Source organism: Delftia acidovorans NBRC 14950 (assembly GCF_001598795.1).
Classification (GTDB): Bacteria; Pseudomonadota; Gammaproteobacteria; order Burkholderiales; family Burkholderiaceae_C; genus Comamonas; species Comamonas acidovorans.
The window spans coordinates 37,623-51,860 of the sequence record NZ_BCZP01000026.1; the positions used below are offsets into that span (position 1 = coordinate 37,623).

At 67.7% G+C, this 14,238-nt stretch carries 11 protein-coding genes; 10 read left to right on the forward strand and 1 reads right to left on the reverse strand.

The features are described from left to right. From DA1_RS24395 to DA1_RS24440, 10 genes are all read left to right on the forward strand, one after another. Positions 1-999, forward strand: a complete 999-nt coding sequence (locus DA1_RS24395; protein ID WP_034393202.1) for a LysR family transcriptional regulator — start codon at positions 1-3, stop codon at positions 997-999. Positions 1,000-1,175: 176 nt separating this feature from the next. Next, positions 1,176-2,780: an AMP-binding protein gene (locus DA1_RS24400; RefSeq protein WP_034393200.1), complete on the forward strand. Its 1,605-nt coding sequence runs from the start codon at positions 1,176-1,178 to the stop codon at positions 2,778-2,780. A 1-nt stretch (position 2,781) separates the two neighbouring features. Next, positions 2,782-4,005 (forward strand): acyl-CoA dehydrogenase family protein, encoded by a 1,224-nt coding sequence (locus DA1_RS24405; protein WP_034393198.1) that lies wholly within the window; start codon positions 2,782-2,784, stop codon positions 4,003-4,005. Between the two features lie 41 nt (positions 4,006-4,046). Beyond that, positions 4,047-5,066, forward strand: coding sequence for a tripartite tricarboxylate transporter substrate binding protein (locus DA1_RS24410; protein WP_034393196.1), 1,020 nt, complete (start codon positions 4,047-4,049; stop codon positions 5,064-5,066). Between the two features lie 94 nt (positions 5,067-5,160). After that, on the forward strand, positions 5,161-7,224 hold the full coding sequence (locus DA1_RS24415) for an ABC-F family ATP-binding cassette domain-containing protein (protein WP_034393193.1): 2,064 nt from the start codon (positions 5,161-5,163) through the stop codon (positions 7,222-7,224). A 249-nt stretch (positions 7,225-7,473) separates the two neighbouring features. Continuing rightward, on the forward strand, positions 7,474-8,430 hold the full coding sequence (locus DA1_RS24420; protein WP_230590781.1) for a MurR/RpiR family transcriptional regulator: 957 nt from the start codon (positions 7,474-7,476) through the stop codon (positions 8,428-8,430). After that, positions 8,427-9,464, forward strand: coding sequence for an amino acid ABC transporter substrate-binding protein (locus DA1_RS24425; RefSeq protein ID WP_034393187.1), 1,038 nt, complete (start codon positions 8,427-8,429; stop codon positions 9,462-9,464). The genes DA1_RS24420 and DA1_RS24425 overlap by 4 nt, the downstream gene beginning before the upstream one ends. A 20-nt stretch (positions 9,465-9,484) precedes the next feature. Continuing rightward, on the forward strand, positions 9,485-10,534 hold the full coding sequence (locus DA1_RS24430) for an ABC transporter permease subunit (protein ID WP_034393184.1): 1,050 nt from the start codon (positions 9,485-9,487) through the stop codon (positions 10,532-10,534). Between the two features lie 17 nt (positions 10,535-10,551). Continuing rightward, complete coding sequence (locus DA1_RS24435; RefSeq protein WP_034393182.1) at positions 10,552-11,634, forward strand: amino acid ABC transporter permease; 1,083 nt, start codon at positions 10,552-10,554, stop codon at positions 11,632-11,634. Continuing rightward, the gene (locus DA1_RS24440; protein WP_034393180.1) at positions 11,631-12,605 is read left to right on the forward strand and encodes an isoaspartyl peptidase/L-asparaginase family protein; all 975 of its coding nucleotides are present in this window, start codon (positions 11,631-11,633) and stop codon (positions 12,603-12,605) included. The genes DA1_RS24435 and DA1_RS24440 overlap by 4 nt, the downstream gene beginning before the upstream one ends. Positions 12,606-13,323: 718 nt before the next feature. Here DA1_RS24440 and phbB read toward each other — a convergent pair. After that, entirely contained in the window at positions 13,324-14,061 is a 738-nt protein-coding gene (phbB, locus tag DA1_RS24445; RefSeq protein WP_012205436.1) for an acetoacetyl-CoA reductase, read from the reverse strand. Between the last annotated feature and the right edge of the window lie 177 nt (positions 14,062-14,238).

Sequence of the window (14,238 nt, forward strand, 5' to 3'; positions counted from 1 at the left end):
ATGGACCTGCGGGCGCTGCGCTACTTCATCGCGGTGCTGGAGGCGGGCAGCCTCTCGCGCGCCGCGCACTCGCTGTACGTGGCCCAGCCCGCGCTCACGGCGCAGATCAAGAAGCTGGAAGGCGAGCTGGGCGCCCAGTTGCTGGAGCGCAGCCACGCCGGCGTGACCCCCACGCCGGCCGGCGCCCAGCTGTACGAGGACGCACGCCGGCTGCTGTCCGACGCCGATGCCATGCGCGAGCGCATACAGCGCCTGCCGCAGGGCCCCGAAGGCTCGGTCACCATCGCCCTGCCCTTTTTGCTGACCAGCCTGCTGGCCGGCCCCGTGATCGCCAGCCTGCGCAACAGCCACCCGCGCATACGCATCTTTGTGCTCGACGACCTCAGCCTCATGGTGCAAAAGGCCATGCTGGACCGGCGCGCAGACCTGGCCATTCTTGTGGACACGGCCAGCCTGCACGACATGCAGGTGCAGCCCATGGCCGAGGAATCCATCTACATCTGCGGCCAGGATGTCGATGGCAGCGTGGCCCCGCTGCTGCGCCCCGCGCCGGACGGCGGCCTGCCGCACATGGACTTTGCCCACGCCTGCCAGCTGCCGCTGGTGCTGCAATCACGCCGCTTTTCCATCCGCCAGACCGTGGAGGCCGCGGCCGACGCACGGGACCTGCGACTGAACATCGTCCACGAACACGATTCCGCCCGCGTCATCCGCTCGCTCTACCACTGCGGCGCAGGCTTCACCTTCACGCCCGCCTGCTCGCTGAGCGATGCACCCGCCTGGCTGCGCGAGGAAGCCAAGGCTGCGCCCACGGCCATCCAGCACGGCTGGATCGTGGCCCAGGTCACGGCGCCCGCGCTGCTGCGCCGCTACTTCCTGGCCGTGCAGGCCAACCGCGGCGGCGACCCGGCACTGCAGGTGGTCCAGCAGGCGCTGATGGCACAGGCCCGGCAACTGATCACGGCCGGCATCTGGCAGGCGCGCTGGCAGCAGGCATGACGGCAGGACCGCAGGGGTCTGGGCACGGGGTCATCAGCAAATACCGCAAGGGTTGATCTGGACATCAATTTTTCTGATGCGCCTGAATCACTAAACGGTATTTCCCCGCTCCAGGCCTCTTCTGGAACAGTGCATGGCACGCCGCGCAAAACGCGCGGCTTCAGCCAAGGAATGCCATGCACGAGACATCCCGGCCCACCGCAGGCCACCCCAATTCCCACTCCCACTCCCTTCCCATCCCCAATGTCGGCGAACTGGTCGCGCGCAGTTGCAAGGCCCACGGCGCGCAGCCGGCCGTGACCAGCGCCGCGCGCAGCATCAGCTATGCCGAGCTGGAACAGCGCTCCAACCGGCTGGCCAATGCGTTGGCGGCGCTGGGCCTGTCCCGTGGCGACCGCGTGGGCATCTACCTGCCCAACTGCGTGGAAATCGTGGAGATCGAAATCGCCTGCTACAAGGCCGGGCTCATCAAGGCGCCCTTCAACGCACGCCTTTCGCCGCGCGAAGTGGGCGATATCGCGGCCAACAGCGATGCCGCCGTCATCGTGACCACCGCAGCGCGCGCCGAGGCCTTCAAGCCGCACCTGCAGTCTGCCGACGTGCGCCTGCTGCTGCTGGACGGCCCCGCCGGCGAAAGCTACGAGGCCCTGCTCGCCCGCGCCAGCGACCGCTTCCAGCCCGTGGCCGTGCAGGAGCACGAGGTGGCCGTGCTGCACTACACCTCGGGCTCCTCGGGCGTGCTCAAGGCCGCCATGCAGACCTTCGGCAACCGCCTGGCCCAGCTGCGCAAATTCCTGATGCGCGGCGAGGGCATGCAGGCCGGCCATGTACTGGGCCTGGTGGGTCCGGTCACGCACGCCTCGGGCATGCAGATGGTGCCGGCGCTGTGCACGGGCGCGACCATCCACCTGTTCTCGGGCTTCGAGCCGGGCGCCTTCATGGCCGAGATGCAGGCGCGGCGCGTGACCCACACCTTCATGGTGCCCACCATGATCAACATGCTGCTGGCCGAGATCGGCGGCCGCTACCGCCCCCTGCCCGACCTGCTGCGCCTGGGTTACGGCGCAGCGCCCATGGCGCCGGCGCGCATCCTGCAGGCCATGGACGTTTTCGGCCCCATCCTGTCCCAGGGCTACGGCGCGGGCGAGACCACCTCCGGTGTCTGCGGCCTGACGGTGCAGGACCACCTGCAGGCGCGCGCGTCGCGGCCCGAGCGGCTGGCTTCCTGCGGCCGGCCCTTCCTGGAATCCCTGGTCGAGGTGCTGGACGACGAGGGCCGCCCGGCGCCCGAGGGCGAGATCGGCGAAATCGTGGTCAGCGGCGCCGACATCTTCGCGGGCTACTGGCGCGCACCGGAGCTGACGGCCGAGGTGCTCAAGAACGGCCGCTACCACACGGGCGATCTGGCCCGCATGGACGAGCAGGGCTTTGTCTACATCGTGGACCGCAAGAAAGACATGGTCATCAGCGGCGGCTTCAACGTCTATCCGTCCGAGGTGGAGTCCGTGCTCTACGAACATGCATCGGTGGCCGATGCCTGCGTGTTCGCCATCCCCGACGACAAATGGGGCGAGGCCGTGGCCGCCCACATCGTGCTCAAGCCCGGCCTGGCCGGCGACAGCGCCGCGCTGGACAGCTTCTGCGCCGAGCGCCTGGGCGGCTTCAAGCGCCCGCGCCACATCGAATTCGTGCAGCAGCTGCCCAAGAACCCCAACGGCAAGGTCATGCGCCGCGCCGTGCAGGCGCCCTACTGGGCCAACCACGCCCGCAAGGTGAACTGAAATGAACGCCAAAGACACACTCCCCGCCGCCAACGCTGCCCTGCTGGAAATGCCCTTTGAAGGCTCGGAGCGCGCAGCCGGCCTGATCGACGCGCTCAACGCCTTCATCCACGGCGAATTGGCCGACCTCGCCCGCGCGCATGGCGTGGACCATGAAAACAGCGCCTCCACCGAACTGCTGCGCCAGGTCTGGAAGCTGTCGCATGCGCGCGGCTTCTACGGCATGACCCTGCCCGAGGCCATGGGCGGCGCCGGCCTGCCCGTGCTCGACCAGGTGCTGGTCAAGGAGGCCATCTACGCCACGGGCTCGCCCTTCGCGCCCCATGTACTGGGCGAACTCAGCGGCCCGCCGCGCATAGGTGCGCTGATCCGCAAGGCCACGCCGCTGCAGATGGAGCAGTTCATCCTGCCCGTGGCGCGCGCCGAGAAATCCATCTGCTTTGCGCTGACCGAGGCGGCGGCCGGCTCGGACGCGGGCGCGCTGGAGACGCGCGCCGTGCTCGAAGGCGACCACTACCTGCTCCACGGCCGCAAGCGCTTCATCTCGGGCTCGCCGTTCGCCGACTTCGCCGTGCTCATGGCCTCGACCGCGCCCGAGGGCAGCCCGCAGCGCGAGATCAGCGCCTTCTTCGTGGACCTGCATGCCCCGGGCGTGCAGGTGGTCAGCGGCTACAAGACCATGGCCGGGCAGTCCAGCACGGGGGACATCGTGCTCGACGGCTGCCGCGTGCCCGCTGCCCAATTGATCGGCGAGCCGGGCCGGGGCCTGGCCCTGGCGCTGGGCCGCATCACCGTCAACCGCCTGCTGCACTGCCCGGCCATGCTGGGGCTGGCCCAGGTGGCGCTGCGCGATGCGCGCGACTATGCGCTGGGGCGCCAGCAATTCGGCCGCAGCATTGCCCAGTTCCAATCCATACAGCACATGCTGGCCGACATGGCCACCGAATGGATGGCGGCGCGCGCACTGATGGTGCAGACGGCCCGCGCCATCGACGCCGGCATCGATGCGCGCGCCCAGGCCTCGATGAGCAAGCTGTTCTGCTCGGAGACGGCGTTCCGCATTGCCGACCGCGCCGTGCAGATCCATGGCGGCGAAGGCATCGTCCAGGGCCGGCGCGTGGAATTCCTGTTCCGCATGCTGCGCATGTACCGCGTGCTCACGGGCACCAGCGAGATACAGCGCAACACCATCGCCAAGGAACTGCTGGAGCGGGCCGGCGCCTGAGGCTGGCCGGCATGAAAGCGAAAAGACAAGGAGACAACGCCATGCAAGACAATCCATCCCAAAGGCCGGACCGACGCCGATTCCTGCGCGCTGCGGGCGCGGCATCGCTTGCCGCAGGCCTGCCCTGGGCCACCACAGCCGCCACAGCCACCACACACGACAGCGCCTGGCCCACGCGCCCCATCAAATGGGTGGTGCCCTACCTGGCCGGCACCAGCCCCGACACGGCCGCGCGCATCGTGGCCGAGGCGCTGTCGGCCCAGCTGGGCCAGCCCGTGGTGATAGACAACCGCGCCGGCGCGGGCGGCAACATCGGCGCACGCCAGGTAGCCAAGGCGCCGGCGGACGGCTACACCCTGCTGTACTCGGGCTCGCCCATGGCCGCCGCCATGCGCATGTACAAAAGTCCGGGTTACGACGTGTTCAAGGACTTCCGCCATGTGCTGGGCATGTCGCGCTCGGACATCCTGGTCGTCGTGCATGCCGACTCGGGCATGCGCACGCTGGACGACCTGGCAGCGCGGGCGAGGGCCAGGCCAGGGGCGCTGGACTATGCCTCGGGCGGCGTGGGCACGCCATCGCACCTGGGCGTGGAGATGCTGGCCTCCAGCATGGGCCTGCAGGTCAACCATGTGCCCTACAAGGGCGCGTCGGAGCTGGTCAATGCCGTGCTGGGCCAGCAGGTGGCCTTCGGCGCGCCGCTGTTTTCCGTCGCCTATCCCCAGGTGCTGGCGGGCAAGCTGGTGCCGCTGGCCATTGCCGGTCCCCAGCGCAACGCCAAGCTGCCCCAGGTGCAGACCCTGGCCGAGCTGGGCGTGCCCGATGTCAACCTCACATCCTGGGGCGGCGTGTCCGTGCCGGCCGCCACGCCCGAGCCCATCGTCCAGCGGCTGCGCACGGCGCTGGAGGAGGTGCTCAGGCAGCCCAGGGTCATCGCCTTGCTGGAGCAGGAAGGCGGCAAGGTCGCCATCACCAGCGCCGACGCCTATGCCAAGGGCTTCGAGCGCGAGATCCAGTTCACCCAGTCCATGATGCAGCGCGTGGGCATACAGCCGATCTAGGGCCTGGTACCAGGGCTTTGCACCGTGGCCGGGCACGGGCATGGCGGGCGGCAATCCTGCCCTGGCGCAATCGCTGGGATAATCCTGCCCATTCATGATCAGCCTTCGCAACATTACCCTGCGCCGCGGCACCCGCGTGCTGCTGGACAGCACCTCCGTCTCCATCAACCCCGGTGAAAAAGTCGGCCTTGTCGGACGCAATGGCGCCGGCAAGTCCAGCCTGTTCGCCCTGCTCAACGGCAGCCTGGCCGAGGACGGTGGAGAGTTCTCCATCCCTTCGCAATGGCGCCTGGGCCAGGTCGCGCAGAACATGCCCGAGACCTCGGAGACGGCCACCCAGTTCGTGCTGGACGGCGACACCCGCCTGAGCGAGCTCAACGCCCAGCTCGCGGCCGCCGAGGCCAGCGAGGACGGCATGGCCATCGCCCACGCCCACGTGGACCTGGCCGACGCCGGCGCGCACGACGCCGTGCCGCGCGCCCAGGCCCTGATCCTGGGCCTGGGCTTCAAGGTCTCCGAGCTGGAGCACCCCGTCAACAGCTTCTCCGGCGGCTGGCGCATGCGCCTGCAGCTGGCGCGCGCACTGATGTGCCCCTCCGACCTGCTCCTGCTGGACGAGCCCACCAACCACTTGGACCTGGACGCCCTGGTCTGGCTGGAAGCCTGGCTCAAGCGCTACCCCGGCACCCTGGTCGTGATCAGCCATGACCGCGAATTCCTGGACGCCATCACCAACACCACGCTGCACATCGAAAACGCGCAGGTCACGCGCTATGGCGGCAACTACAGCAAGTTCGAGGAACTGCGCGCCCAGCAGATCCTGCTGCAGCAGGCCTCGTTCGAGCGCCAGCAGGACAAGATCGCCCACCTGCAGAAGTTCATCGACCGCTTCAAGGCCAAGGCCTCCAAGGCCAAGCAGGCGCAAAGCCGCGTCAAGCAGATCGAGCGCATGGAAAAGGTCGCACCCATGCTGGCCAGCGCCGATTTCACCTTCGAGTTCAAGCCGCCGGCCAACCTGCCCAACCCCATGCTGGCGATCACGGACGCCGCATTCGGCTACCTGGACGACGAAGGCCAGGCGACCACCATCCTGCGCGGCGTCAACCGCTCGGTGCTGGCGGGCCAGCGCATCGGCATCCTGGGCGCCAACGGCCAGGGCAAGTCCACCCTGGTCAAGACCATTGCGCGCGAGATGAAGGCCCTGGCCGGCACCGTGACCGAAGGCAAGGGCCTGAACATCGGCTACTTCGCCCAGCAGGAACTGGACGTGCTGCGCCCCGGCGAGAACCCCATGGAGCACATGATCCGCCTGGCACGGGACACCGGCGCCACCGGCCCGCAGGCCCGCGAGCAGGACCTGCGCAGCTACCTGGGCACGTTCAACTTCAGCGGCGACATGGTCAAGCAGGCCGTGGGCAGCATGAGCGGCGGCGAAAAGGCCCGCCTGGTGCTGGCCATGATCGTCTGGCAGCGCCCCAACCTGCTGCTGCTGGACGAGCCCACCAACCACCTGGACCTGGCCACGCGCGAGGCCCTGGCCATGGCCATCAACGACTTCGACGGCACCGTCATGCTGGTCAGCCACGACCGCGCGCTGCTGCGCTCGGTCTGCGAGGACTTCTGGCTGGTCGGCCGTGGCGTGGTCGGCCCCTTCGACGGCGACCTGGACGACTACCAGCGCTACCTGCTGGAAGAATCCCGCCGCCTGCGCGAGGAGGCCCGCAAGGCCGAACAGGCGGCTGCGGCCACCAGCAAGGCGGCAGCGCAGGTGGAGCCTGCAGCACATGCAGCACCTGCAGTGCAGGCCCCCGCGACTGCTGCGCTGGCCCCGGCCCCCGCTGCCCCGTCCACGCCGCCGGCCGCCAGTGCCGGAGACCAGCGCGAGCAACGGCGCCTGGCGGCCCTGGCCCGCCAGCAGATGGCCGAGAAGACCCGGCCGTTCAAGAAGGAACTGGAACAGCTGGACAAGCGCCTGCCCCAGCTGCAGGCCGAGCGCACGCGGCTCGAAGGCCTGCTGAGCCAGCCCATCTCGCCCGCCGACATGGCCGAGACGGGCCGCAGCCTCAAGGCCTGCAACGACGAGATCGACAGCCTGGAAGAGCGCTGGCTGGAACTGAGCGAGCAGATCGAGCAGCTGTCGGCCGCGATCTCCGACTGATTCCAGTCGTTCTCGAAAATCAGGCGGTCCCATGGGACCGCCTGCCACAAGCGTCGTCCCGCGTGAAGACGGCGCTCCACTTCGGCTCAGCCGAAGTGCGCCCCTGAGGCCCCCCCCACTCCCCTCACGCCCCCAACTCCCCCACAGCCAGCGGAACGCATAGATCGTTTGATTCAGGGTTTCTCCTGAATGAAAGATTTCATTCTTAAAAAATAATGAATGAAAGAGACCATTCACTTTCATTCATTCATGGAACTCCACCCCCACCCCGCCGTACAGGAACTGCTGCGCGCCAGCGTCGATGGCTCGCCCGCTGTCGCCCGGGTCGGCCGCTGGATGGCCGCGCATCCGGTGCTGGCCGTCACGCTGAGCGCCGAGGAAGTGGCCAATGCCTGCGGCGGCTCCCTGGCTGCCGTCAACCGCTTCGCCAAGCATGCCGGCTACGAAGGCTTTGCCGATTTGCGCCTGCACCTGGGCCGCCAGCTGCAGCAGGCCCTGGAACCCGTGAACAAGCTGCGCGCGGCGCATGGGCCCGAAGCCGCCACGGCAGGCGCTGCGGGCGCCGTGGGCACCATGGGCGCGCAGGCCTTCGGGCATACGCAGCGCAACCTGCAGGCTGCTGCGCAGGCCTGCGACCCCGGCCTGCTCGACCAACTGGCCCAGCGCATCTGCCGCGCACGCCGTGTGCTCTTCATGGGGTTTGGCAGCTCCCACCATGTGGCGGCCTTTGGCGCCGACGTGCTGCAACCCTATCTGCAGCAGGTGGTGGAAGTGACCTCCGCAGGCGGATCGGAACAGGCGGTACGCCGCATGACAGGGCTGACGGAGCAGGACGTGCTGATCGCCATTTCACTGCCGCGCTACTCGCGCGAAGCCGTCGCGCTGACGGCGCACGCACGCCAGCGGGGCGCCCTGACCATCGCCATCACCGACGAGTCCACGAGTCCGCTGGCCCGCGAGGCCGACTACACGCTGCTGGCGCCCGCCTCGCATCCCCTGCTGCCTTCATCGCCAATGGCGGCCATGGCCATGGTCGAGGCACTGGCCACCCAGGTCATCCGCGCCACACCCCAGGCCGTGCGCAGCCTGGTCGAATTGTCCGAGTCGGTACTTCCCTACCTGACTCCGGACGCCGATACCGCTTCGCCGGCGGCAGGCAAGCCGCAACCCCAGGCCCCTCATCCCGCTGGAAAGGATTCACCATGAACGCCCCTGCCCGTCTGCGCCTTGCGCTTGCATCGATGGCCGCCCTCTTCACACTCGCTGCCGCGCCCGCCCACGCTGGCAAGACGCTGGACGGCATCAAGCAGCGCGGCGCCGTGGCCTGCGGCGTGCACACGGGACGCGCAGGCTTTGCGCTCGCCGACGGCAGCGGCAACTGGTCCGGGCTGGACGTGGATCTGTGCCGTGCCGTGGCTGCAGCCACCCTGGGTGACGCCAGCAAGGTCAAGTTCATTCCCACCAGTGGCCAGACACGCATCACGGCGCTGCAGTCCGGCGAGATCGATCTGCTGGCACGCAACACCACCTGGACCTTCACGCGCGACAACGGCCTGGGCCTGATGTGGGCGGGCATCAATTTCCACGACGGCCAGGGCTTCATGGCCAGGAAGAAGCCCGGCCTGAACAGCGTCAAGCAGCTCTCTGGCGCCACCATCTGCGTGATCAGCGGATCCACCACGGAAAAGACCCTGTCGGAGTACTTTCGCGCCCACAAGCTCAACTACAAGGCGGTGGTGTTCGACAACCCCGAAGCCGCCCTGCAGGCCTTCAGCAGCGGACGCTGCCAGGCCTATACAGGCGACCTTGGCGCCCTGGCCGTGCTGCGCGGCAAGGAACTGGCCAACCCCGACGACTACGTGATCCTGCCCGAAGTCATCTCCAAGGAGCCAGCCGGCCCGGCCGTGCGACGCGGTGACGACGAATGGTTCGCCGTCGTGCGCTGGACACTCAACGCCATGATCGAGGCCGAGGAACTGGGCATCACCCAGGCCAATGCCGACGAGCTCAAGACCCGCTCCGACAGCATCCAGGTCAAGCGTTTCCTGGGCCAGAGCGACGACCTGGGCAAGCAGCTGGGGCTGGACAAGGAATGGGCCCTGCGCATCGTCAAGGCCGTGGGCAACTATGGCGAGAGCTATGAGCGCAACCTGGGCGCCAGGTCGGGCCTGAACGTGCCGCGCGGCAAGAACGCGCTGTTCACCAAGGGCGGCCTGATGATGTCGCCGCCGATGAACTGACGCGCCGAAGGCACCCTGCCATGAACGCCGCGAACGCCGTGAATGCTGCGAAAGCCGTGAATGCCATCGACGCCGGGGCACGGCAGCCGCCGGCCCCCACCCGGCCACGCTGGGGCAGGCTGGCCTTGCAGCTCGCCATCGGCTGGCTGCTGATATTGCTGCTGGGCTGGCTGGCGCACAACGCCAGCCGCAACATGGCCGCGCGCGGCATTGCCGGGGGCTTCGGCTTTCTGGAGCAGACGGCCGGCTTTTCCATCTCCGAAGGGCTGCTGCCCTACGAGCCCGGCGACAGCTACCTGCGTGCAGTCGCGGCCGGCGTGACCAACACGGTTCGCGCCGCCGTGCCCGCGCTCGCGCTGGCCACCGTGCTGGGCCTGCTGCTGGGCGTGGCCGCCGTGGCAAGGCATCCGCTGCTGCGCGGCGCCGTGCGCCTCTATGTCGATGTGGCGCGCAACATCCCGCTGCTGGTGCAGGTGCTGCTGTGGTATTTCGCGCTGACTTCGCTGCTGCCCGACGTGGACCGCCCTCTGGCCATCGGGCGCCTGGGCTTTCTGAGCAAGGCGGGGCTGGCCCTGCCCGGCCCGGTGTACGACAGCGCGGCTGGCTGGCACTGGAGCTCTCCGCAACCGGGCATGTTCGGCATCGACGGAGGACTGGCGCTGACGCCTGAATTCCTGGCCCTGGTGGGAGCCCTAGGCCTGTATGCCGCCGCCTATTGCGCGGAAATCGTGCGCGCCGGTCTGCAGGCCGTGCCGCGCGGGCAATGGAATGCCGCCTCGGCCCTGGGCATGCGCCGTGGCCAGCAGCTGCGCCTGGTCGTGCTGCCGCAGGCCCTGCGGGTGATCATTCCGCCCTATACCAACCTGGCGCTCAGCACCATCAAGAACTCCTCGCTGGCCGTGGCCATCGGCTACCCCGACGTGGTGATGGTCGCCAACACCGCCATGAGCCAGACCGGCCAGGCCATCGAGTGCGTGACCATCATCGCGGTGGTCTACCTGGCCATCAACCTGCTGACCTCGCTGGCATTGAATGCCTTCAACCAGCGCAGTGCCTTCATCACAGGCTAGCCGGGAAAGACCTGCCCATGAGTGCCGTACTCCGCGCACCGGCCCTGCCGGTGGCCCCGCCCCGGGTTCCGCTGGCACAGCGCCTGCGCGCCAGCCTGTTTCCGGATGCGCTCTCCGGGCTCATCACCGCCACGCTGCTGCTGGCCGCGCTGTGGGCGGGCTGGAAGCTGCTGGCCTGGGGCCTGCTCGACGCCGAAACCGCAGCCAACCCCGACACATGCCGCGCTGCGGCCGGCGCCTGCTGGGGCGTGGTGCGCGACAAGTACCGTCTGGTGTTCCTGGGGCGCTACCCCATGGCCGAACAGTGGCGCCCCGTCGCCGCCAGCCTGCTGCTGCTGGGCAGCGTGGGGGTGGCGGCACTGCCGCGCTTCTTCGGCCGCGCCGGCATGGCAATGCTGCTGGCCGGGTTGACCGGCTTTGGCGTGCTGATGGCGGGCGGTGTGGCCGGCCTGGCACCCGTGCCCAGCGATCTGTGGGGCGGCCTGCCGCTGACCCTGTTCCTTGCCGTGATCGCCTGCCTGGCCGGCGTTCCGCTGGGCATTCTGCTGGCGCTGGGCCGGCGCTCCAGCCTGCCTTTGCTGCGCGTGCTCTGCACGTTGTTCATCGAAGCGGTGCGCGGCGTGCCCCTGATCACGCTGCTGTTCTTCGGGGCCTTCGTGCTGCCCATGCTGGTGCCCGCGCAATGGCGGGTGGACCCCATGGTCCGCATCGCCGTCTGCCTGGCGGCCTTCAGCGCCGCCTATCTTGCCGAGGTGTTTCGCGGCGGGCTGCAGGCCGTGCCCCAGGGCCAGGTCATGGCGGCCCAGGCCATGGGCTTCACCAGGGTGCAGGTGTTGCGCCACGTGGTCCTGCCGCAGGCACTGCGCGTGACCATCGCGCCCACGGTGAGCAACTTCATCGGCGCGGTGAAGGACACCTCCCTGGTGGCGATCGTGAACATCTACGACATCACCGGCTCCCTGAAGATGGCCATGAGCGACCCCCACTGGATTGCGTACTTCGTGGAGATGTACATGGTGGTCTGTGCCGTCTACCTGCTCATCGGCCTGGGCATCGCCCGCTATGGCCGCTTCCTGGAATCGCGCTACGCACTCCAATGAACATGTCCCAGAACTTCCGCAAATTTTCCATTGCCGTGCACGGCGGCGCAGGCACCGTCATCCAGGGCCAGGCCGACGAGGCCCCCTACCACGCCGCGCTGGCCCAGGCGCTGGATGCGGGCGCCGCCCTGCTGCGGCGCGGCGCCAGCGCGCTGGACGCAGTCCAGGCTGCGTGCCAGTCCCTGGAAGACTGCCCGCTGTTCAATGCCGGGCGCGGCTCCGTCTACACGCGCGACGCGCGCCACGAGATGGACGCCGGCCTGATGGACGGCAGCAACCTGCGGGCCGGCGCAGTCGCTTCCGTCAGCCAGGTGCGCAACCCGATTGCGCTGGCACGGCATGTTCTTGACGACGGCCAGTGCGTCCTCCTGGTCGGCGAAGGGGCGCAGAGGTTTGCCGATGAGCGCGGGCTGGCGCGGATGGATGCAGGCTACTTCGACTCTGCCGAGCGCCTGGCACAGCTGCGCCGGGTGCAGGCGCAATCCGGCCAGACCGCGCTGCTGGACCACGACGCAAGCGGACTGGCGGCGCACCCTGCTCCGCTGAACGAGAACGGCAAGATGGGCACGGTCGGCGCCGTGGCGCGCGATGTGCATGGCAACCTGGCCGCCGCGGCATCCACCGGCGGGCTGACCAACAAGCGCCCCGGGCGCGTGGGCGACACGCCCGTGGTGGGCGCAGGTTTCTACGCCGACAGCACCACCTGCGCCGTGTCGGCCACCGGAACCGGCGAGCATTTCCTGCGCGCAGCCATCGCGCACGACATCCATGCGCGCATGCGCTACCTGGGGCAAAACCTGGAACTCGCAGCCGACGCCGCAGTGCGGGGCACGCTGACACACATCGGTGGCCAGGGCGGCGTGGTGGCCGTGGACAGCCACGGACGCGTGCACTGCCCCTTCAACAGCGCCGGCATGTACCGCGGCTACATCGTGGACGACGCGCCTGCCGTGACCCTGATTTTTGCCTGATGGACGTTTTCGCCCCGGGTTGACCTGTGCCCACGCATTGCGGGCAACGAGGCGTAACAGCATCGGCATTGGCCCGCTACGCCCGTAAGCCTCTGTCAGGAAACGGATTTTTTCTCACCGCGCCAGAAATCTGTCTTCAAACTGACAGATCACCACCTCCGGGCTTGCAATTGCTTGCGTCCTGGGGCAATCCCTGAGTCAACCTGCAGCCACTTGCCCGCGTTGAACACGCAACAAAGGAGTGATTGCACATGACCGACATCTTTTCCCACACCGCCCTGCAGACCCGCTTTGCAGCCGCTGCGCTGGCCCAAGCTGTCTGGCCATGGGATGACCGTGACCGCAAGCGCGCACCCCGCAACGCCTGAAAACCGGGTCACAAAAAAGTTTCGACTTCCTTCGAAAATTTTTTAAAAACCTGTCAACCAGCTGAATCTGGCCCGCGTTAAGAGAGCAATACAGGAGAAAGTTTCCATGCAAACGACTGCCATCATGTCCATCTGGCCCGAAGACGAACGCGATCGCAAGCGCTGAGGCGCTGGCTGGCGCACACGGTGCCCCAGTCTCTGACACCACCGGTCTGACGGCCTTCCGTGCAGACCACCCTCTTCCACAGAACCCGCTTCAGCGGGTTTTGTCATTTCTGGGACATTTGCCGCGGGGCTGCCCAACAAAAAAGGAGCCCGAAGGCTCCTTTGCAGCGCGAACCCTTGCAGGCTCAATGCATGTGCAGGCCACCGTTGACCGAAAAATCGGCGCCGGTGGAATAGCCGCCTTCCTCCGAGGCCAGCCAGGCGATGATCGAAGCGATCTCGCTGGGCTCGCCCAGGCGCTTGACGGGGATGGTACCCACGATCTTCTCCAGCACGTCGGGACGGATGGCCTTGACCATGTCGGTGCCGATGTAGCCGGGGCTCACGGTGTTCACGGTCACGCCCTTGGTGGCCATCTCCTGCGCCAGCGCCATGGTGAAGCCGTGCATGCCCGCCTTGGCGGCCGAGTAATTGGTCTGCCCGGCCTGGCCCTTGGCGCCATTGACCGAGCTGATGTTGATGATGCGGCCCCAGCCCTTTTCCACCATGTCGCCCACGACCTGCTTGGTCACGTTGAACATGGAGTTGAGGTTGGTCTCGATGACGGCCTGCCAGTCTTCCGGCGTCATCTTGATGAACATGCGGTCACGCGTGATGCCGGCATTGTTGACCAGCACATCGATGCTGCCGTGCTCGGCCTTGGTCTTGCTGAAGGCCTCGACGGTGGAAGCCCAGTCGCCCACATTGCCGACCGATGCATGGAAGTTGTATCCCAGCGCCTTTTGCTCGTCCAGCCACTTCTGGAAGTCGCGCGACGGACCGCAACCTGCGATGACCTTGAAGCCTTCCTTGTGCAGACGCTGGCAGATAGCCGTTCCGATGCCTCCCATTCCCCCTGTGACATACGCTACTTTTTGAGCCATTCTTCTCTCCTGTCAATCAATGGTTGCTTCAGATCAATCTATCCACGACAACCGGGGCATTGACTCCGGTTATCACCAAGGGTGCCTGAACCTCTGGGTCCGGCACCCCCGTATGGCTAGTATGCAGCGCGTGCGCTGCGCCTCTCTTCGGGCAGGCCCTAGGCAGGCCTAGGATCT

Coding starts and splice junctions, on each gene's coding strand:
- DA1_RS24395 (WP_034393202.1), top strand. CDS start 1: ATGGACCTGCGGGCGCTGCGCTACTTCATCGCGGTGCTGGAGGCGGGC.
- DA1_RS24400 (WP_034393200.1), top strand. CDS start 1,176: ATGCACGAGACATCCCGGCCCACCGCAGGCCACCCCAATTCCCACTCC.
- DA1_RS24405 (WP_034393198.1), top strand. CDS start 2,782: ATGAACGCCAAAGACACACTCCCCGCCGCCAACGCTGCCCTGCTGGAA.
- DA1_RS24410 (WP_034393196.1), top strand. CDS start 4,047: ATGCAAGACAATCCATCCCAAAGGCCGGACCGACGCCGATTCCTGCGC.
- DA1_RS24415 (WP_034393193.1), top strand. CDS start 5,161: ATGATCAGCCTTCGCAACATTACCCTGCGCCGCGGCACCCGCGTGCTG.
- DA1_RS24420 (WP_230590781.1), top strand. CDS start 7,474: ATGGAACTCCACCCCCACCCCGCCGTACAGGAACTGCTGCGCGCCAGC.
- DA1_RS24425 (WP_034393187.1), top strand. CDS start 8,427: ATGAACGCCCCTGCCCGTCTGCGCCTTGCGCTTGCATCGATGGCCGCC.
- DA1_RS24430 (WP_034393184.1), top strand. CDS start 9,485: ATGAACGCCGCGAACGCCGTGAATGCTGCGAAAGCCGTGAATGCCATC.
- DA1_RS24435 (WP_034393182.1), top strand. CDS start 10,552: ATGAGTGCCGTACTCCGCGCACCGGCCCTGCCGGTGGCCCCGCCCCGG.
- DA1_RS24440 (WP_034393180.1), top strand. CDS start 11,631: ATGAACATGTCCCAGAACTTCCGCAAATTTTCCATTGCCGTGCACGGC.
- phbB (WP_012205436.1), bottom strand. CDS start 14,061: ATGGCTCAAAAAGTAGCGTATGTCACAGGGGGAATGGGAGGCATCGGA.